At 68.2% G+C, this 22,227-nt stretch carries 21 protein-coding genes and 1 tRNA gene; 10 read left to right on the top strand and 12 right to left on the bottom strand.

Annotated elements, in window-relative coordinates; genetic code table 11:
* Window positions 1-239 precede the first annotated feature (239 nt).
* Window positions 240-1,124: a hypothetical protein gene (locus AB0O67_RS01910; protein ID WP_365444503.1), complete on the bottom strand. Its 885-nt coding sequence runs from the start codon at window positions 1,122-1,124 to the stop codon at window positions 240-242.
* A 29-nt stretch (window positions 1,125-1,153) separates the two neighbouring features.
* Window positions 1,154-2,563: an AAA family ATPase gene (locus tag AB0O67_RS01905; RefSeq protein WP_365444500.1), complete on the bottom strand. Its 1,410-nt coding sequence runs from the start codon at window positions 2,561-2,563 to the stop codon at window positions 1,154-1,156.
* A 589-nt stretch (window positions 2,564-3,152) separates the two neighbouring features.
* Between AB0O67_RS01905 and AB0O67_RS01900 the strand changes: the two genes are divergently transcribed.
* On the top strand, window positions 3,153-4,667 hold the full coding sequence (locus tag AB0O67_RS01900; RefSeq protein ID WP_365444497.1) for a restriction endonuclease: 1,515 nt from the start codon (window positions 3,153-3,155) through the stop codon (window positions 4,665-4,667).
* A gap of 205 nt (window positions 4,668-4,872) precedes the next feature.
* On the opposite strand, the gene AB0O67_RS01895 is transcribed toward AB0O67_RS01900, so the two are convergent.
* The 6 genes from AB0O67_RS01895 to phoU all read right to left on the bottom strand — a co-directional run bounded on the left by AB0O67_RS01895 (window position 4,873) and on the right by phoU (window position 8,548).
* Entirely contained in the window at window positions 4,873-5,124 is a 252-nt protein-coding gene (locus tag AB0O67_RS01895; RefSeq protein WP_365444494.1) for a hypothetical protein, read from the bottom strand.
* 474 nt (window positions 5,125-5,598) lie between these two features.
* Window positions 5,599-6,069 (bottom strand): DUF5959 family protein, encoded by a 471-nt coding sequence (locus AB0O67_RS01890; RefSeq protein ID WP_365444491.1) that lies wholly within the window; start codon window positions 6,067-6,069, stop codon window positions 5,599-5,601.
* A gap of 110 nt (window positions 6,070-6,179) precedes the next feature.
* Window positions 6,180-6,590 carry a cupin domain-containing protein gene (locus AB0O67_RS01885; protein ID WP_365444488.1) on the bottom strand — a complete coding sequence of 137 codons (411 nt, stop codon included), beginning with the start codon at window positions 6,588-6,590 and terminating at the stop codon, window positions 6,180-6,182.
* A 552-nt stretch (window positions 6,591-7,142) separates the two neighbouring features.
* Window positions 7,143-7,391: an SCO4226 family nickel-binding protein gene (locus AB0O67_RS01880; RefSeq protein ID WP_365444485.1), complete on the bottom strand. Its 249-nt coding sequence runs from the start codon at window positions 7,389-7,391 to the stop codon at window positions 7,143-7,145.
* A 173-nt stretch (window positions 7,392-7,564) separates the two neighbouring features.
* Window positions 7,565-7,732, bottom strand: coding sequence for a hypothetical protein (locus AB0O67_RS01875; RefSeq protein ID WP_365444482.1), 168 nt, complete (start codon window positions 7,730-7,732; stop codon window positions 7,565-7,567).
* A 132-nt stretch (window positions 7,733-7,864) separates the two neighbouring features.
* On the bottom strand, window positions 7,865-8,548 hold the full coding sequence (gene phoU, locus AB0O67_RS01870; protein WP_365444479.1) for a phosphate signaling complex protein PhoU: 684 nt from the start codon (window positions 8,546-8,548) through the stop codon (window positions 7,865-7,867).
* 303 nt (window positions 8,549-8,851) lie between these two features.
* Here phoU and AB0O67_RS01865 point away from each other — a divergent pair, with 303 nt between their 5' ends.
* Window positions 8,852-10,117 carry an ATP-binding protein gene (locus AB0O67_RS01865; RefSeq protein WP_365444476.1) on the top strand — a complete coding sequence of 422 codons (1,266 nt, stop codon included), beginning with the start codon at window positions 8,852-8,854 and terminating at the stop codon, window positions 10,115-10,117.
* The gene (locus tag AB0O67_RS01860) at window positions 10,114-10,794 is read left to right on the top strand and encodes a response regulator transcription factor (RefSeq protein ID WP_362754850.1); all 681 of its coding nucleotides are present in this window, start codon (window positions 10,114-10,116) and stop codon (window positions 10,792-10,794) included. Before AB0O67_RS01865 ends, AB0O67_RS01860 begins: the two co-directional genes overlap by 4 nt.
* Before the next feature lie 116 nt (window positions 10,795-10,910).
* Here the strand turns inward: AB0O67_RS01860 and AB0O67_RS01855 are convergent, their stop codons facing one another.
* A complete protein-coding gene (locus AB0O67_RS01855) occupies window positions 10,911-11,612 on the bottom strand; it encodes a DUF461 domain-containing protein (protein ID WP_365444472.1) in 702 nt (233 codons plus the stop codon).
* Between the two features lie 584 nt (window positions 11,613-12,196).
* Between AB0O67_RS01855 and AB0O67_RS01850 the strand changes: the two genes are divergently transcribed.
* The 6 genes from AB0O67_RS01850 (at window position 12,197) to AB0O67_RS01825 (ending at window position 18,617) form a co-directional block, all read left to right on the top strand.
* A complete protein-coding gene (locus AB0O67_RS01850) occupies window positions 12,197-12,679 on the top strand; it encodes a CarD family transcriptional regulator (protein ID WP_003953493.1) in 483 nt (160 codons plus the stop codon).
* Between the two features lie 324 nt (window positions 12,680-13,003).
* Window positions 13,004-13,756, top strand: coding sequence for a 2-C-methyl-D-erythritol 4-phosphate cytidylyltransferase (gene ispD, locus AB0O67_RS01845; RefSeq protein ID WP_365444469.1), 753 nt, complete (start codon window positions 13,004-13,006; stop codon window positions 13,754-13,756).
* Window positions 13,746-14,237: a 2-C-methyl-D-erythritol 2,4-cyclodiphosphate synthase gene (gene ispF / locus AB0O67_RS01840; RefSeq protein ID WP_365444466.1), complete on the top strand. Its 492-nt coding sequence runs from the start codon at window positions 13,746-13,748 to the stop codon at window positions 14,235-14,237. Before ispD ends, ispF begins: the two co-directional genes overlap by 11 nt.
* A gap of 86 nt (window positions 14,238-14,323) precedes the next feature.
* Complete coding sequence (cysS, locus tag AB0O67_RS01835) at window positions 14,324-15,724, top strand: cysteine--tRNA ligase (RefSeq protein WP_365444463.1); 1,401 nt, start codon at window positions 14,324-14,326, stop codon at window positions 15,722-15,724.
* A gap of 93 nt (window positions 15,725-15,817) precedes the next feature.
* Window positions 15,818-16,759 (top strand): 23S rRNA (guanosine(2251)-2'-O)-methyltransferase RlmB, encoded by a 942-nt coding sequence (rlmB, locus tag AB0O67_RS01830; RefSeq protein ID WP_365444460.1) that lies wholly within the window; start codon window positions 15,818-15,820, stop codon window positions 16,757-16,759.
* A 118-nt stretch (window positions 16,760-16,877) separates the two neighbouring features.
* Window positions 16,878-18,617 carry a DoxX family protein gene (locus tag AB0O67_RS01825; protein WP_365444457.1) on the top strand — a complete coding sequence of 580 codons (1,740 nt, stop codon included), beginning with the start codon at window positions 16,878-16,880 and terminating at the stop codon, window positions 18,615-18,617.
* 139 nt (window positions 18,618-18,756) lie between these two features.
* Here the strand turns inward: AB0O67_RS01825 and AB0O67_RS01820 are convergent, their stop codons facing one another.
* From AB0O67_RS01820 to ugpC, 3 genes are all read right to left on the bottom strand, one after another.
* A complete protein-coding gene (locus AB0O67_RS01820) occupies window positions 18,757-19,488 on the bottom strand; it encodes a nucleotidyltransferase family protein (RefSeq protein WP_365444454.1) in 732 nt (243 codons plus the stop codon).
* 554 nt (window positions 19,489-20,042) lie between these two features.
* Window positions 20,043-20,498 carry a hypothetical protein gene (locus AB0O67_RS01815; RefSeq protein ID WP_365444451.1) on the bottom strand — a complete coding sequence of 152 codons (456 nt, stop codon included), beginning with the start codon at window positions 20,496-20,498 and terminating at the stop codon, window positions 20,043-20,045.
* 255 nt (window positions 20,499-20,753) lie between these two features.
* Complete coding sequence (gene ugpC, locus AB0O67_RS01810; protein ID WP_365444448.1) at window positions 20,754-21,842, bottom strand: sn-glycerol-3-phosphate ABC transporter ATP-binding protein UgpC; 1,089 nt, start codon at window positions 21,840-21,842, stop codon at window positions 20,754-20,756.
* A 216-nt stretch (window positions 21,843-22,058) separates the two neighbouring features.
* On the opposite strand from ugpC, the gene AB0O67_RS01805 reads away from it, so the two are divergent.
* Window positions 22,059-22,132, top strand: a tRNA-Thr gene (locus AB0O67_RS01805).
* Window positions 22,133-22,227: the final 95 nt, after the last annotated feature.

Genomic DNA, 22,227 nt, shown 5'->3' with positions numbered 1-22,227 from the left:
CCAAGCATGCTGCCGCCAATGCCAGAGAAGGGGTACGTCGTGGCTGGGGCGGTCGACTCCCCGGCTTTACGGAGCCACTTTGGCGCGAGCCTCGAAGATCATGGCCCCAACGTCGTGCTTTACGGGGCAGGTCCACAGACTGCCCGACGCGCCGGAAGCTTACGGGGCCATGATCACTCGCGCCAAAGCAGCGCCACCCCAAAGCCGCTCCACCGACCTTCGAGTCTCGATTGACCTGATCAGACCACTCGCGACACAAGCTCTACAAATAGCGGCTCCCTCTCGACATCAACGAACTCAACGGAACTCATCAATGCCCGTTCCATAGTATCGCGATCTTCGAAACCCTTTCTATCTTCTCGGAATACCTGTGGAGCTGCGATCTTCAAGTATCGAATCAAGAGTGCACTGACATCATGCCCCGACATTTCTTTTCTGACATCATCAGAGGCACCTTCCTTTATGAGGTCGAGATAAAGCTTATAGAGTCGCTCCTCATTCCATCCATCACGCTCCGCTTTCCGTACGCTCGAAAATGAATTGCGCAGCAGGCTCTCATAATCCAGCACGAGCACGCCATTAGAGACAGCGCAACATTCGGCGTACTTCTTGACTAGCGGGGCACCACCGGGTGCGCATCTCATGACCAGTCGCGCATAGAACAGTGACCTGAGAGCGTCAGATATTGCCGCCAACACAGCCGATGCTTCCAGGGCTCTAGGCGCCCTCAATATGACTCTGAGGACCTTTTCTATAGTCCTGACATTGAAGGCGTAAATCTCCAGAGATCCATAATCGGTGTACATCAGGCAATTCAGCCGAGGGAAGCTGTCCTGACCTACAGGTCCATAGTCTGCATCTGCAATGAAGATCCCGCTGCGCTGATCCGGGGCCATATCATTCACAATTTGGGCTACTGTTATTACACGCCCGCGCTCGCCAATTAGATTTCCGTGCTCCGTTATCGTGGAGGCGTCAACGATAACGCGATCTTTCACCGAAAAGACCTGAACGTCATCGCCGACACCCGCGCAATCCAAGAACCAGCGATAAAAATGGGCATCGACTTGGCCTTCCACAATCACATCGCGAATGTCCGGCTCAAGTTCGTAGAGCGTAGCCAACGCCTCAGGGCGATACCGATTAGCGTCAGTCACTTATCCCCCAGCGCAGTCAAGCGAGCAAGTCTATCCGTGTTTCCGGTGATAATCTCGATAGAGTGTGTTGCAATAACAAATTGGACATTGCTTTTCTCGGCGCAGGCCAGAAGTGCGGTGATCAGCTTACGCTGCCATTTTACGTTCAGACTGATCTCCGGCTCGTCGATCAAAAAGAGCCGAGTCCCATGCCGGGCTTGAATCGTGTTTACAAGAAGGAGGAGGATTTGACGCTCACCCGATGATAGCTTTCCGGGAGGCAGTGGTTCGTCGCCCCCGGCGTCAATCTGTATTCCGTTTCGTACAGTGAACCTTACTTCTTTATCCGTGAAGAATGTGTTTACTTGTTTAACAAGCGTGCGAATCAGAGTCTCAGCCTCGTTCAGGGCATCCAGACGCGCGTCTTGCGCGTCCAGGTAGGGCCCCAGAACGTCCTCAGCAATCTCCAAACGGTCTAGGGGGATCCTCTCCAACACCCCCGAGAATGTGACGGCATCAAGCGGTGCAGCCAACCCGAATTCGTTGAAGCGTGAGGTTCGCTCAGCAAGGCCCACAAGTCGGCGCCTCAGGTTATCTCTAATTTCGTCCTTTTCGGTTGGCGAGCTACCTACGTTAGCGATTCTGCGCAATAGATCGAGATATACATTGTCAGTACTCCGTGAACCGCTGGCATTCCCGCTAATTACGAGCTGACGGAAAAGCTCATTCACGCGCTTGATTGCACTATCCAGCTCAACAGACAGGGATGTCCCACGAGCTCGACGAACCCTTCGCGCATCCAATACCTGATCACCATCAATGCCGGGATCTTCAATATCGTCTCCGTGCATCCTTCGGTCATCTGCGAGGAAGTGTGGAGCAATGTTGATTTCCGCGAGGTAGTTGACGTAGCGGTCCTCACGGCTAAGATCCGCAAGTCTTGCAATTTCCCTGGGGGTCATACGAGAAAACTCGTCTGCCGACAGGCGCCCCAACCTAGATGTGATGGCGTCCAGCTCCAGGGAAGACCGACGCGGAATTTTTCCCTGAGGATCCACTTCGTAGACTTCTTCTAGGATTTTTTCACCTCCGAAGTGCACCATTACGGTGCAGCCGGAGGGGTTGACGTTCTCTTTGATTGCCGTAATCTCATGGCCATTCATGAGGGTCACCCGGAAAAGCTTGAAGGGCGCATTCACGATGGCCGTGCGATGTCCTTGATTAGGGGAACTGGAAAGTAGGTTAAAAATGAGATTGAGAATGGTGGTCTTCCCGTTCCCGTTATCTCCGTAGAGCAGAGAGACCTTTTCCCTTTCCGAAGGTTCGGACTCCCCCGGTCGGGCGAAGCTGATCGAATAGTCATATCGACCAAACAGATCGACGACCTCAACCTTGGAAATTCCGCTGTGCGGCCATGAGTAACTCACGTTAGCGCCATTCTCTTAGACCGGAGGACTATCCGGTATCGCCCTGAGGCACGCATCACAATGACGATAGCGCCTCACGGCATAGTTTGGTGGCATCAATGCAGATTGCGATCGGTCAGCCGTCGCCGTTGCACGAGCCACGCTCTCTGTCCAGAAACTGCTACATCCTGGCCAGCCTTGGCCGCATCCTCACGACGGCGTCAGACATAGCGGCCACCTTGCGACCACCGCTCGGCGGGGCTGGTAGCTCGGCTCGCTGAATGGCCGATCGATCAGCCCGGTAGGCGTCGACGACCACCCAGCCGAGGGTTGAGGAGGCCGTGCCAGACCCGCGCCAGATCGTGCGGGGAACCTCGGGGAACACCGGGGAACCAGTCGCCCCCCACTAGACGCCGACATCACTCCGCCGCAGGTCAGCCACGGAGCAAGCCCCAGATCCCCTTAGCTTCCCAAGCTCATGACCTTGCAGTGGTCAGGCCGCGCCTGGCAGCGCCACGATTCTCGCTCTGCAGATCTGGGTATCGCTTGGCCGTGCCCTGGCGAGGCACAGCTCGGCTTTCGAGGGTGGCGGGAGACAGGTGGGGGACTCGTGGCGCGCCGTAACTCAGTGATGCAGGTGCTCGCTGAGGCATACAAAGCGAAGCAGCAGGCCAAGGCTGCCGAGTTGAAGCGTGCTCAGCAGAAGGAGCGGGCGGCCGCGAAAGCCGCTGAGGAGCGTCGGCGCAGTCAGAAACGGGAAGCCGCCAAAGCCGAAGCCGAGCGCGCCCGTCTTGTGGCCGCAGGACAGAAGCATCTGGAGCGGGAGCAGGCTGCACAGGAGCGTGAGGTCGCCCGTATCGAGCGTGAGTTGGCCAAGCGCCAGGCCGAACGGCAGCGCGCTGCTGAGCAGCGCGAGCGGGAGCAGGCTCGTGTGGAGAAGGAGCGCCAGAAGCAGGCGCGAGAAACGCGCTTGCTGGAGCTGAAGACCGATGCCGAGAAACGCACCCGCCAGGCCCAAGAGCGCCTGGCGGAGCTACAGGCGGTGCTGACGGGCCGGCCCAGGAACCTGAAGAGCTGGCACCCCTATGTCGAGCAGGCACTCGCCAAGCAGGGCCCGCAGGGCGTTGCAGACGCTGTGGAGGAAGTGCTGCGTGGCTCTTCCCTGCCCAAAGGGTGCCGTGTCGATGCGGGAGCGGCGTACGTACCTGAGGCTCAGCAGCTCCTCATAGAGGTGGAGCTTCCTCAGCTTGAAGTAGTGCCGGCCGTGGTGGCGTACAGAGTTGTGGCCCAGCGGACTGAGATCGTCACTCAGCCGCAGAAAGAGGCCGAGACGAAGAAGGTCTACCGCACTTTGGTTGCCCGTCTTGCCCTGCGGGCACTGGACGAGGCATTCTCCACCACCCCGCCTGATCTCGTCACAACGGTGGTGTTCAACGGGCATGTGAGTGCGAAGGATCGCGCAACCGGGCGGCCGGTGCGACCTTGCCTGGTGAGCGTGGTCGCCCAGCGTGAGCACTTCGACGAGCTCGTATTGGACGAGCCCGAGCTCGATGCGCAGGAGAGCCTGAAGTACCTCGGCGCTGTCGTCTCCCGCCATCCGCACGATCTGGAGGCAGTGCCCCCAGTCGTTGAGATCGACCTGTCGCGATACCGCATCACGGCGGATGTCGGCGCCGTGTCAGGACTCGACAGCCGACCCGACCTCCTGCAGATGGACCCCTATGCGTTTGAGCGGCTGGTACGCGAACTGTTCGAAGCGATGGGCTTCGAGACGTGGCGTACTCAGGGCTCGCGAGATGACGGTGTGGACGCCGTCGCGGTCCAGCGGGACCCGGTCGGGACAACTGTCTTCGCCATCCAGGCGAAGAGGTCGAAAAACGCAGTGCCCGTTGAGACGGTTCGGGCATTGGCGGGGGTGATGCACGACAAGGCTGCTAGTCGCGGAGTCCTGGTAACGACGTCTTGGTTTGGCAAGGCAAGCGCTGACTTCGCTCACCGAAACGGCCGGATGCAGCTCATCAACGGGCGCAATCTCAAGGCGCTACTCAAGGAACATCTGAACATGGACGTCCTAATCGGGCTTCCGAAGACACCTCCGGGTTGGCAGCCCTCTGACATCCAATGAGCAACCGTCCGGGGGCAGTGAGGCCAAGTCGCAGCGCTGCACCACAACCGCACCAGATCGAGCGGGGAACAGCGGGGAACCACGGTGAAAGCCGCTGAGTCTGGCGGGGCAACACCCAGACCGTCTGCCCGGGTCAGCGTACGCACGGCTCGCTAATGATCGCAGCTTCCCAAGCTGATAGCTCAGCGGTTTGGACAGCTCATATCTATTGGGACGCCTGCGGCCCCTCGACATCCCTGCGGCTGGACATGACGTGCCGCGCGATCGTGGACAAGGCCAGCTCACGATCCTCGTCAACCACAAGCCAACCTTTGCCCAGGAGCGATTGCAGCACTGGGCGAACCTCGTCACCCAACTCCTCCGCCAAGTCGTCATCCGTGGGGGAGAGGCCATCCTGGACGAGGCTCGCCACGTGGAACACGACGGCTTCCTCCCCCGCGGTGATGTTGAAGTCCATGACGTGAAGGTATGCGAGCCCCTTGGCGGCAACACGCCGAGGGCCCTGTCGTCACGGGCCGGCCCTCACGGCTTGCTCCGGTCGACGGCACCGAAGGCGTGGCCGAGGCCCGCGGGGGCGGAGCGATGCATACGCGTGCGTAGTCGGTCGGCGCACCCGCCGTCGTGGCTGACTGTCGTCGGCTGAGGTTCAGACGGGGCGCGTCGAAGGCGTCGGCCGTCAGTCAAGCGGGCCAAAGCTGGGCCGTCCCTGGGCCGTCCGAGGTTGCTCAACAGCGGCCAACGACGACCAACGTCGACGACCAGGCGCACGAGTCCACCGCCCCTGAGCTGGGAAGCAGCAGGTCACCAAGATCTCTGGCGAGACCCAGGGCAAGAAGAAGTAAGCGCCCGCGAGCAGCCCTCTACCTGACGTTTTACTTCGAGTAGGGGGCTTCTTGGTGTGCCTACGGCCGTCCGCTGCCCGAGCGGGCCGTCAGGTGTCGCTGGTGGTGCGCCGCCAGACGTAGGCGCCGGGAGATGTCTCGATGACCTCTTGGGGGTAGGCGTCCCGTGCGCGGGCGAGCAAGGCCCGCTGCTCGCCCGCCCATCCTGGCGGCAGCGTGAGCAAAGGGACGGTGACGGTGTCCCCCGACGTGGGCCCGTCGTGCACGGACACCGACATCCGCTCGCGGGTGTCGAACTCGAACTCCAAGGACGGCGTCCGCCCGGAGTCCAGCCACATGGCGAACCGCCCGGACTCCAGGGTCGCCAAGGTGTCCTCCCACTCCTCCAGATCCTCAGGGAGGAGCGTCACCGGAAACGCGGCATTGCGGGACTCCGCGGCGACGACGATCTCGCATTCCAGGAAGTCATGGCCGAACAGGATGCCGGGCTGAGAGCGGCCCAGCACGCGCACGGTGACGTTGTGCCTGCTGGTCCCCGGCCGGTCGGCCAGGTGACACACGGGGATTTTCCCGTGTCGCGGACTTCGACGGCGAACTCCGCCTGCCGACCGTCGCGGATACCGGCGTAGCCCGACGGGCGCACGCCGGTACGCGCGTCAAGTGGTGGTCATCACGGCTGGGGAGCCCGCAGGTGCTTCCGTTCGGCCAGCTCCTCCGCGCTGACCACGGTCAGGATCGGGGTGCCGGGCGGCGCGAACATGGTCACCACCAGCTGCGACTGTGCGTCCGGAAGGTTGTTGGCGCCCTGATAGTGGATCACGTCGCCCCCGGGCTCGAACATGGCGTCACCGGCCTTGAGCACCCGGGGCGGCTGCCCCTCCAGCTCGAAGAGGATCTCGCCCTGGGTCACGTAGCCGAAGATCGCCCCGGGGTGGCGGTGCGGCGGCGCGCCAGGGTCGCCGGGCGACAGGGTGACCCGGATGGTCCTGGCCTCGGCGCCGGCCGGGATGCCGGCCGCCGCGTCCGGCAAGGTTGTGATCACCTCAACGCCCGGGGGCAGGTGCGCATGCTCAGCGTTCATGTATTCCTCCCAGCAGAGACTGTCCGCCGTGAGGACAAGACGGCCTCCTCGCTTGTGACAGCCCCACGCGGCGAACACGGGTGTGCCGGGGGTGAGTTGTCTTTGGGATGGAGGCCGTTCTCGGCGTACGGGATGGTGAGCGCGTGGTCCTGCTCGGCTGGGCCTCAGCGGACGCGTTCTCCGTCGCCGTCGCGCTGCCGAAGAGCTTCCTCACACGGCCGAAGCGAGCGACCGCAGCGTCGTACGCTTCCGCTTGCGGCACGGGCGTTCAGCCCGGTACGGGCTACGCAGGTGAGCGGGGCGGCGGGCGCATCGGACCATCAGCAAGCCGGCCGCCCGTCCGTCGAGCGACACCTGACTGAGCGCGATACCCGCCACGCGGACCGGGATGATCAGAGGGAGCGTCGCGTTGGCCGCGCGCAAGGGCGTGCGTAAGGAGCAACTCGCCGTCCATGACCGGGCCTTCCGAGCTCCCGTCCTGCGGATCGCGGTCGGGAGCTCGTTCCGGCGCAGGCGGCGCAGGCGGCGCAGGCGGCGCAGGAGGACGAGACGTCAGGCCGTCAGCGGCACCGCATGCACCTCGTCCGCCTTGTGCCCCGCCCGCTCGTGGATCCGCTGGACCGCCTCCGCCGACGGTGCCTCGGAGAGGCAGTACACGATCCCGGAGTCCGGATCCGCCCAGGCCTGCTTGAAGTGCACGCCCTCTTCGCTCTCGATGGCGAGGTCGGCCTGGTGGGCCTCGTGGAGCTGGTCCGCCGTGATGCCCCGCATCCCGCGGTGGACGTCCATGAACTGGGCCATGGCCTCGCACCTCCTTCCCTGCTGCCCCGTCGGTCGCTTCCTCTTCCATGCTGCGCCGTATGCCGGGCCGCGGCGACCCTCACGGGCCCGCACCACCCCTCCTCACCCACGCGAAGGGCCCCCGGCACTCTCGCCGGGGGCCCTTCACCGTCGTGAGAACTCCAAGTACGGCTTCAGCCGCACTGGCAAGGATTGCCCTGCTGGCAACCGCACGTGCACCCCGAGCCGCAGCCGCACGCGCCGATCAGGTTCAGGCTCCTGATGTCGGCGGGCTGCTCGGTGGGGCGTTCCTGCGTGGGGTCGGGCGTGGTCGTACGGGGCGTGCTGGGGGATTCAGCCATGGGTCCCTCCTCAAGGCACTGTGCCTGTGCTCATTCCATGCCCGCTTCTCCGGGCGCATCAACGGCGCACGGAGGCGGAAACGCGCCCCTGACGAACCTCGGAAGCCCCTTTCAGGCTCCTCCGCCCCGCCTTCAGGCCCCCTCCACCCCCGGCACGACGTCCGCCTGGAGGTCGTCCGCGTGCTCGCCCGTCACCAGGAACACCACACGCTTGGCCACCGCCACCGCGTGGTCCGCGAACCGCTCGTAGTAGCGGCCGAGCAGCGTCACGTCGACCGCCGTCTCGATGCCGTGCTTCCAGCGGTCGTCCATCAGGTGCTGGAAGAGCGTGCGGTGCAGCTGGTCCATCTCGTCGTCGTCCTGCTCCAGCTGCATCGCCAGGTCGATGTCCTTGGTGATGATGACCTCGGCCGTCTTCGCCATCAGGCGCTGCGCGAGCTGGCCCATCTCCAGGAGCGTCGCGTGCAGGTCCTGCGGGACCGCGCGCTCGGGGAAGCGCAGCCGGGCGAGCTTGGCGACGTGCTGGGCGAGGTCGCCGGAGCGCTCCAGGTCCGCGCTCATCCGCAGCGACGTGACCACTATCCGCAGGTCCGTCGCCACCGGCTGCTGGCGGGCCAGCAGGGCTATCGCCCGGGCCTCCAGGTCGTGCTGCAGGTCGTCGACCTTCTTGTCACCCTCGATGACGCTTTCGGCCAGCTTCAGGTCGGCGTCGAGCATGGCCGTCGTGGCGCGTCCGATCGCCGACCCGACCAGCCGGGCCATCTCGACCAGGCCGTCGCCGATCGAGTCAAGTTCCTCGTGGTACGCGTCCCGCATCAGGTTTCCCTCTCGTGCGATGTCCTGGGGGATTCATGGGGGCCTGCCGAAGTGCCGGTCGTACCGGAACTCCGTCCGAAGTGCCGGGCATGCCGATACCCCGTCCGAAGTGCCGGTTGTGCCGGGACCCCGTCGTGAACCGGTGGTGCGAACCCCACGCTCCCACGTTCCGTTCCCTACGCGTCCGTTTCGGCCACCCCAAATGAATCAACACTGGCTCCAAGGTGAACTCTGGGCGACGAGTGTTCGAGGTCCCACTCGGACGGCTGTGGGTAAGGGGTAGCGCATGCCTAACCTGGGTGCATGGACGTGAACGCGGCGGTCGCCGCAGCGGCAGCGATCGCCGGTGTGCTCACCGGTGTCATCGCCATGCTGGCGTTCCGCTGGAGCGAACGCGACCTGAAACGCCCCACACGAACCTCCCTGCACACCGACCCCGTGCTGCCACCCGGTGTGGACACGGTGCTGTCCGTGCTGCGCTCCTCGGCCGTCGTCCTCGACGAGGCCGACGCGGTGGTCAAGGCCAGCTCCGCCGCCTACGCCCTCGGACTGGTGCGCGGCGGCAAGCTCGCGGTCGACCCCATGCTCCAGATGGCCCGCGACACCCGGCGCGACGGAGAGATACGCCAGGTCGAGCTGGACCTGCCCCGGCGGGGCTCCGGCCGCGGCGAGGCGCTCGCCGTCTCCGCCCGGGTCGCCCCCCTCGGTTCCCGCCTGGTGCTGCTGCTGGTCGAGGACCTCACCGAGGCCCGCAGGATAGAGGCGGTGCGGCGCGACTTCGTCGCGAATGTCAGCCACGAGCTCAAGACCCCCGTCGGCGCGCTCTCCCTCCTCTCCGAGGCCGTGATGGACGCCTCGGACGACCCGGAGGCGGTGGAGCGCTTCGCGGGCCGGATGCAGATCGAGGCGACCCGGCTGACCAACCTGGTGCAGGAGCTCATCGACCTCTCCCGGGTCCAGAACGACGACCCGCTGGAGGACGCCGAGCCGGTCCGGGTGGACGAACTGGTCGCCGAGGCCATCGACCGGTGCCGGCACCAGGCGGGCACCAAGCAGATCACGATGGCCGCCGGCGGCACCGCCGACCTGCACGTCTGGGGCAACCGCAGCCAGCTGGCCGCGGCTCTCGGCAACCTGGTGGAGAACGCCGTCAACTACTCCCCCGCCCGCACCCGCGTCGGCATCGCCGCCCGCCGGGTCAGCGGCTCCGGCGGGGAGACCATCGAGGTCGCCGTGACCGATCAGGGCATCGGCATCTCCGACAAGGACAAGGAGCGCATCTTCGAGCGCTTCTACCGCGTCGACCCCGCCCGCTCCCGTGCCACCGGCGGCACGGGACTCGGGCTCGCCATCGTCAAGCACGTGGCCGCCTCGCACGGCGGGGAGGTCACGGTGTGGAGCTCCGAGGGACAGGGCTCCACCTTTACGCTGCGGCTGCCGGAGGCGGGTCTGGCCCGCGACCGGGCGCACCAGCACCCCGCCCTCGACGACGAGGCCGGGCGGTCCGCCGATACGTCCCCCGCAAGACCACCGTACGAACCGCTTCCCGCCCCGGAGGTCCTTCCGTGACCCGTGTGCTCGTCGTCGAGGACGAGGAGTCCTTCTCCGACGCCCTGTCGTACATGCTCCGCAAGGAGGGCTTCGAGGTCGCCGTCGCGACCACGGGGCCCGACGGACTCGACGAGTTCGAGCGCAACGGCGCCGACCTCGTCCTCCTCGACCTGATGCTGCCCGGCCTGCCCGGCACCGAGGTCTGCCGCCAGCTGCGCGGCCGTTCCAATGTCCCGGTCATCATGGTGACCGCCAAGGACAGCGAGATCGACAAGGTTGTCGGGCTGGAAATAGGAGCCGACGACTACGTCACCAAGCCGTTCTCCTCGCGCGAGCTGGTCGCCCGTATCCGGGCCGTCCTGCGCCGCCGCGGCGAGCCGGAGGAGGTGGCCCCGGCGGCCCTCGAGGCCGGTCCCGTCCGTATGGACGTCGACCGCCACGTGGTCACGGTCGCCGGCTCCAAGGTCGACCTGCCGCTGAAGGAGTTCGACCTCCTGGAGATGCTGCTGCGCAACGCGGGCCGTGTGCTGACCCGGATGCAGCTCATCGACCGCGTCTGGGGCGCCGACTACGTCGGTGACACCAAGACCCTCGACGTCCACGTCAAGCGCCTGCGCGCCAAGATCGAGCCGGACCCGGGCGCGCCGCGCTACCTGGTCACGGTCCGCGGTCTCGGCTACAAGTTCGAGCCGTAAACCGATCACGCACCAGCACTGAAGGGCGGGACCTCCTCGTGAGGTCCCGCCCTTCTGCGTACGAGCCTGGTGCGCACGACCACCGGGGGTACGGCCCCCGGTGGCGGTGACGAGCCTCAGTGACCGGCGGTGTCGCCCTCGGCGGACCCGGACGCCGAACCGGACGCCGCGTCGGTCGGCGTGTCGGCGGCGTCGGACGCCGAGCCCTCCGGAGCGCCTGTCGCGCCCTCGTCCCCGGCCTCCCCGGCCTCGCCACCCTCAGCGGCCTCACCGGTCGCCGAAGGGGACGGCGACGCGCCGGCCGCCGGGGAGCCGCTCGGGCCCCAGGAGGCGTAGAAGCCCTCGGCCGGGACGATGAACGCCTGGAGGCTCACGTCCCCGGTCTCGCTGAAGGCGAAGGTGACCTTGTGGGCGTCACCGTCGGTGAGGGACTCGGCGTTCTGCAGGACCGCCGAGGCGTTCCCCTTGCCGCCGATGACGACGGAGCCGCCCGCCGGGATGCTCAGCGCGCCCTTGCCCGACGCGGGGGAGAGCGTGACCTGCTGGGCGCCGTCGAGGGTGATGGACTCCAGCGTCTGGGCGCGGTCGCTGGAGTTGAAGACGGTGGCGGAGACGACGGCGGGGCCGGTGGCCTCCCGGTCGGCCTGGGTGATCACCAGCGCGTTCTGGATCTTGATGTCGCCGACGCTGGTGGCCGCGTTGTCCGGCACGATCTGCAGGGTCTGCGAGTTGTTGCCGGCGCCGCAGGCGGCGAGCGAGGCGATCGAGAACGCGATGGCGGAGGCGGCGAGGGCGCCGCGTCGAAGGCTGCTGCTCACGGCGGCGGCAACTCCTTGAACGCAGGGGCGGCTTTCCTGGTAAAGCCGCCCTCAGTGGCTGTCAGCGGCCTTAGGTTACCGAGCCGTTCCCCGCCTCCCGCACCCGACCCTCCCCCGCGACCGCCCGGCTTCCCTCAGCAGGGGGTACGGAGAGCCTCCCTGTTCGGGCGCGTCCGGCGCTCGTACGGCATTCACATAAGCCTTCGCGAAATTTACGTGAAGGAATGCGCGGCCGACCTGGAAATTGATCACCGGAGGGTCGCTCCGGGAGTGTCGTGATCAATTCCGGAAACGTCTCGTACCGGCCGACGCGCGCCGAACGGAGTAGCGGAAGTCGAGCGTTTGGATCCGGACATATGGGGACGTTCGGCCGCCTGGCGGGGGCGTCGGGCGGGCGTGACGTGCACGTTTCAGTCGGGCCGGAGAGCGGCTCCGACCTGCGAATACCTTGTTCCGACGGTTGGCCGAAGCACGTTCCTGTTACTGTTGTCAAGCCCCGAGATATGCCCTGACCTGCGAAAACGCCATTCAGAAGCCGCCGTTTCCGTGTTACTCTGGATAGCCACGGAAGGGGTACCTGTCACATGACGTTCAAGGTTGGCGACACCGTGGTCTATCCCCATCACGGGGCCGCGCTGATCGAGGCCATCGAAACTCGCCAGATCAAAGGCGTGGACAAGACCTACTTGGTGCTGAAGGTCGCCCAGGGTGACCTGACGGTACGTGTGCCAGCGGACAATGCGGAGTTCGTCGGCGTGCGTGATGTGGTCGGTCAGGACGGGCTGGACCGGGTCTTCGAGGTGCTGCGCGCGCCGTACGCCGAGGAGCCCACGAACTGGTCGCGTCGTTACAAGGCAAACCTGGAGAAGCTCGCCTCCGGCGATGTCATCAAGGTCGCGGAAGTCGTGCGTGACCTGTGGCGTCGTGAGCGCGAGCGCGGACTCTCCGCCGGTGAGAAGCGCATGCTCGCCAAGGCTCGCCAGATCCTGGTGAGCGAGCTCGCTCTCGCGGAGAACACGAACGAGGACAAGGCCGAGGCTCTGCTCGACGAGGTGCTCGCCTCCTGACGCGAGGCAGGCCGCCCCGCTCAGCACATCGAAATGCCGCGGTGCCCGATGCGACAATCCAGTCGCCGGGCGCTGCGGCATGTCCGTACCCGAACCACATGGTCGTATGTCAGCCATCCCCGCGTCCACCCGCCGGGTGGCTTCCGTACGCCCCGTACGTCCGCCCTCGCCGAGGAAACTCCCCCCGGTACTGTGCGTGCCGTGCCCGGGGCGGCCGGCTCGACCAGGGTCACGGAAGGGTCCGGTCAGAGCGGTACGCGCCCGCACTCTTGCACGCTGAGGCCATACCCACGTAGGCCGAGCACACAAACCTGACAGGAAACGATGTCTGACGTTTCGCGCCCTTCGCCCGCAGGAGTCCGTACCGCTGCGGTCATCCCGGCCGCCGGCCGGGGCGTACGCCTCGGCCCCGGCGCCCCCAAGGCGCTCCGCGCGCTGAACGGCACGCCGATGCTGATCCACGCCGTACGCGCGTTGGCCGCGTCCCGTGCCGTCTCCCTCGTGGTCGTCGTCGCCCCGCCCGACGGGGCCGCCGACGTCAAGTCCCTGCTCGACGCCCACGCTCTGCCCGAGCGCACCGACTTCCTGGTCGTCCCCGGGGGGGAGTCGCGGCAGGAGTCGGTCAAACTCGGCCTCGACGCGCTGCCTCCTGGCTACGACATCGTGCTGGTGCACGACGCCGCCCGCCCGCTCGTCCCGGTCGACACCGTCGACGCGGTGATCGAGGCGGTCCGCGACGGCGCGCACGCCGTGGTGCCGGCGCTGCCGCTGGCGGACACCGTCAAGGAGGTCGAGCCCGCGCGGACGCCGGGCGAGCCGGAGCCCGTGCTCGCCACGCCGGAGCGGGCGCGGCTGCGCGCCGTGCAGACGCCGCAGGGCTTCGACCGCGAGACGCTGCTGCGGGCGCACGAGACCGTCACCGGCAACGTCACCGACGACGCGAGCATGGTCGAGCAGCTCGGCGAGCGTGTCGTCGTCGTGCCCGGGCACGAGGAGGCCTTCAAGGTCACCCGGCCGCTGGACATGGTGCTCGCCGAGGCGGTCCTCGCCCGCAGGAGGCTGAACGATGGCTTCTGAGGCACCCCTTCCGCAGGTCGGCATCGGCACCGACATCCACGCCTTCGAGGAGGGCCGCGAGCTGTGGTGCGCCGGCCTGAAGTGGGAGGGCGAGGGGCCGGGCCTGGCCGGGCACTCCGACGCGGACGTCGTCGCGCACGCCGCGTGCAACGCGCTGTTCTCCGCCGCCGGCCTCGGTGACCTGGGACAGCACTTCGGCACCGGGCGCCCGGAATGGTCCGGCGCGTCGGGCGTGGCACTGCTGACCGAGGCCGCCCGGATCGTGCGCGAGGCGGGCTTCCGGATCGGCAACGTGGCGGTGCAGGTCGTCGGGGACCGTCCAAGGATCGGCAAGCGCCGCGACGAGGCCCAGAAGGTCCTGTCCGAGGCGGCCGGGGCCCCGGTCTCCGTCTCCGGCGCCACCACGGACGGGCTCGGCTTCCCCGGGCGCGGCGAAGGCCTGATGGCGGTGGCCACGGCGCTGGTGGTGCGCACCGGCTGACGGCGCCTCGCGGGGCACGTCACGAAGAGGCACACCTTGTCCACAAGGGGCGCGAGGCATTGCCCGCGGCCCACTACCCTGGAGTGGTGACCATTCGCCTGTACGACACCAGCGCCCGGCAGATCCGTGACTTCTCCCCGCTCACACCGGGTTGTGTCTCGATCTACCTGTGTGGTGCCACCGTGCAGGCGGCCCCGCACATCGGGCACATCCGCTCCGGCCTCAACTTCGACATCCTGCGCCGCTGGTTCGACTACCGCGGCTACGAGGTGACGTTCGTCCGGAACGTCACCGACATCGACGACAAGATCATCGGCAAGGCGGAGGAGCAGAACCGCCCCTGGTGGTCCATCGGGTACGAGAACGAGCGCGCGTTCAACGACGGTTACCGCGCGCTCGGCTGCCTGCCGCCCACGTACGAGCCGCGTGCCACCGGTCACATCACCGAGATGGTCGAGATGATGCGCGGGCTCATCGAGCGCGGGCACGCCTACGAGGCCGACGGCAGCGTCTACTTCGACGTGCGGTCCTGGCCGTCGTACCTGGAACTGTCCCGGCAGGACCTGGACGGGATGCGCCAGCCCCCCGAGGACGGCATCTCAGGCAAGCGCGACCCGCGCGACTTCGCCATGTGGAAGGCCACCAAGCCGGGCGAGCCCGACTGGGAGACCCCGTGGGGCCGTGGGCGTCCCGGCTGGCACCTGGAGTGCTCGGCCATGGCGCACAAGTACCTGGGCAGCGCCTTCGACATCCACGGCGGCGGCCTGGATTTGGTCTTCCCGCACCACGAGAACGAGATCGCCCAGGCCAAGGCCTTCGGTGACGACTTCGCCCGGTACTGGCTGCACAACGCCTGGGTCACCATGAGCGGCGAGAAGATGTCCAAGTCGCTGGGCAACTCGGTGCTGGTGTCGGAGATGGTCAAGCAGTGGCGGCCGATCGTGCTGCGTTACTACCTCGGCACGCCGCACTACCGCTCGACCATCGAGTACAGCGTGGAGGCCCTGCGCGAGGCCGAGTCCGCGTTCGCGCGGATCGAGGGGTTCGTGCAGCGCGTGGTGGAGCTGGCCGGCGGTCCGGTCGAGCCCGCCACCGAGGTGCCGCCCGCCTTCGCCGAGGCGATGGACGACGACCTGGGAGTGCCGCAGGCCCTCGCGGTCGTGCACAACACGGTCCGGCAGGGCAACAGCGCCCTGGCCGCCGACGACAAGGAGAGCGCGGTCGCCCGCCTCGCCGAGGTCCGTGCCATGCTCGGCGTCCTCGGCCTGGACCCGCTGGACGCGCACTGGGCGGGCGAGGGCGACCGCAGCGAGGACCTGCACGGCGTGGTCGACAGCCTCGTACGCCTGGTCCTCGACCAGCGTGAGGCGGCCCGTGCCCGTAAGGACTGGGGCACCGCGGACGCCATCCGCGACCAGCTGGGGCAGTCGGGGCTCGTCATCGAGGACAGCCCGCAGGGACCACGCTGGAGCCTCGGCCCGCGCTGAGCGGCAACTGAGGCGACAGCACAACGGTGTGCCGTCCGCGAATCCGGGCGGCACACTTCATAGACGTACTTACTCACCACAGACAGGTAGATCATGGCCGCGAACAACCGCCGCATGTCCGGCAAGAAGGGCGCGCAGGTCGGCAGCGGCGGCAAGCGGCGCCGGTCCCTCGAGGGCAAGGGGCCGACGCCCCCCGCCGAGATGCGCAAGGGCCACGCCAAGCAGCGTGCCGCCGCCGCGAAGACGCGGCGCGCACAGGGACGTCCGCAGCAGCGGCGTGCCGGGGGCAAGGGGACGTCCGAGCTGGTCGTCGGGCGCAACCCGGTCTTCGAGGCGCTCCGCGAGGGTGTGCCCGCCAGCACGCTGTACGTCCAGCAGTTCATCGACAGCGACGAGCGGGTGCGCGAGGCGCTCCAGCTCGCGGCCGAGCGCGGCGGCATCAACCTCATGGAGGCGCCGCGCCCCGAACTCGACCGGATGACGAACGGGCTCAACCACCAGGGCCTCGTCCTCCAGGTGCCGCCGTACGAGTACGCGCATCCCGAGGACCTCGCCGACGCCGCCGCCGACGAGGGCCAGGACCCGCTGATCGTCGCCTTGGACGGGGTGACCGACCCGCGCAACCTCGGTGCGGTCGTGCGGTCCGTCTCCGCGTTCGGCGGCCACGGTGTCGTCGTACCCGAGCGGCGCGCGGCCGGCATGACGGCCGGTGCCTGGAAGTCGTCCGCCGGTACGGCCGCCCGTACGCCGGTCGCGCGCGCCACCAACCTCACGCGCGCGCTGGAGGCGTACAAGAAGGCCGGGATCGTCGTGGTCGGGCTCGCCGCCGACGGCGAGGCGGAACTCGGTGAGCTGGAAGCCCTGGGCGGGCCGGTCGTCATCGTGGTAGGCAGCGAGGGCAAGGGCCTTTCGCGGCTGGTCGGCGAGACGTGCGACCACCGGGTGCGCATTCCCATGCCGGGCGGCGCGGAGTCGCTCAACGCCGGTGTGGCGGCGGGGATCGTGCTGTACGAGGCGGCGCGCCGGCGCGCCTGAACACTCGTTCGGCATCGTCACCCGCCGGGGGTATTCCGGGCGGTCCGGGCAAGCTTGACGCTGTCCGGACAGATCCGGCGGGTCAAAGCAGTGTCCTAAACGCGCGTCACTCGGTTAGATGAGTGTGGACACCAGAACACCCCGCACACCCACGGGGGACCGCTCGTCGGGATTCGACGAAGCTCCCGCGCTGAGCATGGTGAAGGTGCCGAGCGACCCGGCGCAGATCATCGTCAATCACGCCAGCTTCCGCGTGCAGTTGGGCTCCTCCTCGCGCCACGCCCAGTCGCCGCGGGTCGCACGGCACTCGAGCGCCACCGAGGACACCGCCCGCATGCCGGTCGTCGGTACGACGGGCAGAGCCATGCAGGCCGGCGAGGCCCGCCGCCGCCCGGTCGTGTGGAGCGGCCGGTCCGCTCCCGACGACACCGGCGCCCACCGCCTGCTCCAGGCCGTGCGCGGTGCGGGCGTCCGTCATCCGGAGGAAGCCTCCGCCGACACCGGAGCCACTCAGGTCATCCCGCGCGTCGACACCGACCCCGGTTACGGCCGCTACGAGGGCTACGAGGGCTACGACGGCGGGTACGACGACTTCGACCAGACCGTCGAGACCCCCGTCGTCGGCCCCCAGCGCACCCACGACGGCGCCCAGCGCGCCCACGACGGCGCCGGTACCCGACTGCTGCCGTCCATGCGGACCGTCGAGGGCGCGTACGACCAACCGGCCTACGCCGGGGAGCGCTTCGACGACGGCTACGCCGACGACGTGGAGAGCGACGAGCCGGACGACGAGGGCACCGAGACGCGCTCACGGCGGCACGCCGACGATCCCGCGCGGCACGCCTACTACCCCGGCCGCCGGATGAACCTCGGCGTCGTCCTGCTGCCGCTGCGCATCTTCCTCGGCGCCATCTCCGTCTACGCCGGCATGGGCAAGCTCTGCGACCCCGTCTACTTCGACGGCGGCGACCGCGGCTCCATGGTCAAGTGGCTCAACGCCCTGCACCCCTGGGAAGTCGCCGAGCCGCTGCGCCAGTTCGCGCTCCAGCACCCCGTCGGCGCCGGACTCGTGATCGCCTTCGCACAGGTCATCGTGGGTGTGCTCACGGTCCTCGGCTGCTGGCAGCGGGTCGCCGCGGTGGGCGGTGCGCTGCTCTCCGCCGCGCTGCTCGTCACCGTCAGCTGGAAGAGCGTCCCCGCCTACGACGCCCCCGACATCATCTACCTGGCCGCCTGGTCGCCGCTGATCATCGCCGGGGCGCCCGTCTACTCCATCGACGGGCGGCTGGCCGGGCTGGCCTGGCGCCGACTCGGCCCCCGCTCCGACATCTGGGAGTTGCGGCGCTTCGTGCTGCGCCGGGGCGCCCTCGTCACCGCGATCGTCACCGGGCTCACGCTGCTGGTCGGCTCGCTGCTCGGCGGCGCGGTACGGGACTCCGACCGCGTGGTCGTCCCGGGCCCCGGCGAGGCGCCGCGCAACGAACTGCCCGGCTCCCCGCTGCCGTCCGCGCCCGGGGAGCGCCGGCAGAGCACCGCGCCGTCGGCCTCGGCCGACTCACCGACGCAGGGCGCGACCTCGGCCGCGCCCACCGCGGGCGCCGCGACCACGCCGGGCGCCACCCGGGACACCGGCACGGTGACCGGCGGCTCACCGAGTCAGACGCAGGGGACGGCGGGGCAGGCGCCACCGCAGCAGTCGGCGCCGGTGGAAGAGGCTCCGAGCACCAGCGCCGGTCCCACGTCCGGAGGCGGCGGCACCGGGTCGACGGGCGGTTCGGGATCCACGGGCGGTACGGGGTCCACGGGCGGCGAGTCGACGTCCGGGCAGCCGGGGCTGGTCGGGGGGCTGTTGGGCTAGGCGCTCCGCCTCCTGGCTCTTGGGCCGATCTCTTCGGTATGACGACGGGGTCCCGCGCGTGTGAGGCGCGGGACCCCGTTGTCGTACCGGCGCATCGGTGTACCGGCTTACTGGTGGCGGGCGTTCGGCGGCCCCGCTCTCAACGGCCCAGCGCCGCCAGTTCCTTCGCGGCCTCCGTGAGGTCCTTCGCGGTGTCGATGGCGCGCCAGTACGAGCCCTGAGGGAGCGGGAAGCCGGCCAGGCGGTGCTCGCGGGCCAGGTGCGGGAACGTGGTGCGCTCGTGGTCGCCGCGCTCCGGGAGCAGCCCGGCGAACTCCGGCGAGAAGACGTAGACGCCCGCGTTGACCTCGTACGTCGTCGGCGGGGCCTCGATGAAGTCCGTGATGTGGCCGAAGCCGTCCGTCTGCACCGCGCCCCACGGGATGCGGGGACGGGCCAGGGCGAGGGTCGCTATGGCGTCGCGCTCGGTGTGGAAGTCCGCCATGTCGCGCAGCGAGAAGCGGGTCCAGATGTCGCCGTTGGTGGCGTACCAGGCGCGATCGGGATGGGGGAGGTGCGAGGCGGCGTACTTGAGGCCGCCGCCACGGCCGAGGGGTTCCGCCTCGACGACGGTGGTGACGCGGACCGGCAGGTCGGCGGAGTCCAGCCACTCCTGCAGCACCTCGGCGAGGTGGCCGCAGCTGACCACGACGTCGGTGACGCCCTCCTCGGCGAGCCAGGTGAGCTGGTGGCCGATGATCGGCGTGCCCGTGCCGGGGATCTCGACCATCGGCTTGGGACGGTCGTCGGTGTAGGGGCGCAACCGGGAGCCCTGGCCTCCGGCCAGGATGACGGCCTGGACGGGACGTGAGGCGGCGTTCGGATCGGTCATGCCCGGCACTGTACGCGGCGCCGGCATCGGTGATCCCGGGGGCCTGGCGGGCGGCCGGTGGGGTGGCTGAGGGGGCCGTTACGTGGCCCGGCTCGGGAGGTGTGCTGTCCGTCGGGCGGGGTGGGGCCGTGGTGGCTGGTGCCGGGTCGCGCGGGTTGTGGAGTGTTGTGCCGGGGTCGCGCGGGGTCGTGGAGTGTTGTGCCGGGGTCGCGCGGGGTCGTGGAATGTTGTGCCGGGGTCGCGCGGGGTCGTGTCTGGTCGTGGAGGGGCGCGGCTAATCCGGGCGGTCGAGGCGGCACGTGTCGGGCCGACGGTGGCTCGTCTCAGGTCGGTGGTGGGTCGTGCGGTCGTGCCGGGTTGGTCGGGGTGTGCCGGGTCGGTGGGGGGTCGTGCGGGTCGTACGGTCGTGCCGGCTCGGCGGTGGTTCGTGCCGGGTCGGTGGTCGGTCGTGCGGGATGTGACCGGGTCGGTGGCGGGTGGCGCTGGGGCGTGGGAGCCCCGCCTGCGGCCCGTCGGGGCCGGGGCGGGGCTGAGTGTCGTCCGGTGCCAGGGGGTCAGCCGTGGGCCGCCAGGACGCCCGAGGCGAACGAGGTGTCGCAGACGGGGCGGGAGTAGGACTGGGCGCGCGTGGGGCCGTAGACGCGGACCGCGGCGCGCCCCAGGGCGCGGGCGATCGTCGTGCAGTGGCGGGCCAGCGAGGGTCGCTCGTCCACCGCCTGCTGGAGGTGGGTCAGGGCGGTGCCCGGGTCGGTCTCCTGGAGCTCGATGAGGAGCTTGTCGCGCAGCACCTCGTGGGGAGCGCGGGGCGCGGTGCGGGCGTGGGGTCCGGAGGCCGAGACGTCCGCTGCGGTGAGCACCGAGCTCTCGGAGTCTCCCGACCAGTTGACCCGCGTGACCGCGAGAGTCCCGGAGAGCACCAGGACGACGGGCAGAACGAGGGCGAGGGAACGGCCGATCCGGCGGGCGGGGCCCTGGCCGCGTCGCATCTGTGAGGTGGTGGAGTGCTTCACGCGAGTGAGGGTAGCGCCCGGTAATGATTTGGCGACATTTGGTCACCGGTACGGGTGACGAAGTGGCGGCTTCTTCTGGGTGCCGGGTTGACGCACATTGCTCGAAATGGCCCAGTGTGCCGGGGTATTTGTCGACACGGAAAAGGGCCCCGCGGCCAGGCTGCGGGGCCCCATTCGTCAACCTGGGTGAATTACCCGGGTTGGGTGTTTCGTCGGCCGGTCCGGCCGGACCGGCCGGACCGCCCTGCAGGCGGGTCAGTCGGAGAGACGCTCGCCCGTCGAGGTCGAGAAGACGTGGGTCTCGCCGGAGCGCGGCACGACGTGCAGCGTGCTGCCCTTCTCCGGGACGTCACGGCCGTTGACGCGGACCACCAGGTCCTTGGAGTTGTCGCCGAGCTGGGCGGTGCCGTAGACGTACGCGTCGGCGCCGAGCTCCTCGACGACGTTCACGGTGATCGCGAGGCCCTGCTCGGTCTCCGCGCCGGCCACGTCGAAGTGCTCGGGACGGACGCCGACGGTGACCGTCTTGTCGGTGGTGGCGGAGAGCGCGTCCCGGTCGACCGGCACCACGCTCGTGCCGAACTTCACGCCGCCGTCGGCGATCGGCACCTCGACGAGGTTCATCGCGGGGGAGCCGATGAAGCCTGCGACGAAGAGGTTCGCCGGGCGGTCGTACATGTTGCGCGGGGAGTCGACCTGCTGGAGCAGACCGTCCTTGAGCACGGCGACCCGGTCACCCATGGTCATGGCCTCGACCTGGTCGTGGGTGACGTAGACCGTGGTGATGCCGAGGCGGCGCTGCAGCGAGGCGATCTGCGTACGGGTGGAGACGCGGAGCTTGGCGTCCAGGTTGGACAGTGGCTCGTCCATGAGGAAGACCTGCGGCTCACGGACGATCGCGCGGCCCATCGCGACGCGCTGGCGCTGACCACCGGAGAGGGCCTTCGGCTTACGGTCCAGGTACTCGGTGAGGTCGAGGATCTTCGCTGCCTCTTCGACCTTCTGCCGGATCTCCGCCTTGTTGACGCCAGCGATCTTGAGCGCGAAGCCCATGTTGTCGGCGACGGTCATGTGCGGGTAGAGCGCGTAGTTCTGGAACACCATGGCGATGTCCCGGTCCTTCGGCGGCAGGTGCGTGACGTCGCGGTCGCCGATGCGGATGACGCCGGAGTTCACGTCCTCCAGACCGGCCAGCATCCGCAGGGAGGTGGACTTGCCGCAGCCGGACGGACCGACCAGGACGAGGAACTCCCCGTCCTCGATCTCGATGTCGAGTGCGTCGACGGCGGGCTTGTCGGAACCCGGGTAGATCCGGGTCGCCTTGTCGAACGAAACGGTGGCCATGGTGAATGGGCCCCCTTCTACCGGCAGGAACGTGCCGGACGATCCGTTGTAGGAAGGTGGTGGTTTAGTCCACGTGAGTGAACTGGGTCAGGACGGTACCCCGCGTTCACGTGTTCTGTCAGTAGTCCAGCCCCTGTGAACTTCGCGGAAATTTTCGACGGGGCAGCGGTGGGAGCTGGGTACACTGCTCGGGCACGCCGTCACGCGCGCGTGCAGGCCTCCTTAGCTCAGCTGGTCAGAGCGCCGCTCTTGTAAAGCGAAGGTCGTCGGTTCGAATCCGACAGGGGGCTCTGGGTGTGACCTGCGTCAACGCCCCACGATCACGGATCGCGGGGCGTCGGCGCCTCAGGGTGATCCTCCTGTTTTTTGCCATCCTCGCGGCGCT

Source organism: Streptomyces sp. NPDC086077 (assembly GCF_040686175.1).
In the GTDB taxonomy this organism is placed as follows: Bacteria; Actinomycetota; Actinomycetes; order Streptomycetales; family Streptomycetaceae; genus Streptomyces.
The sequence above is the reverse complement of the archived record's forward strand: the minus strand, read 5'-3'. Positions and strand labels throughout refer to the sequence as shown.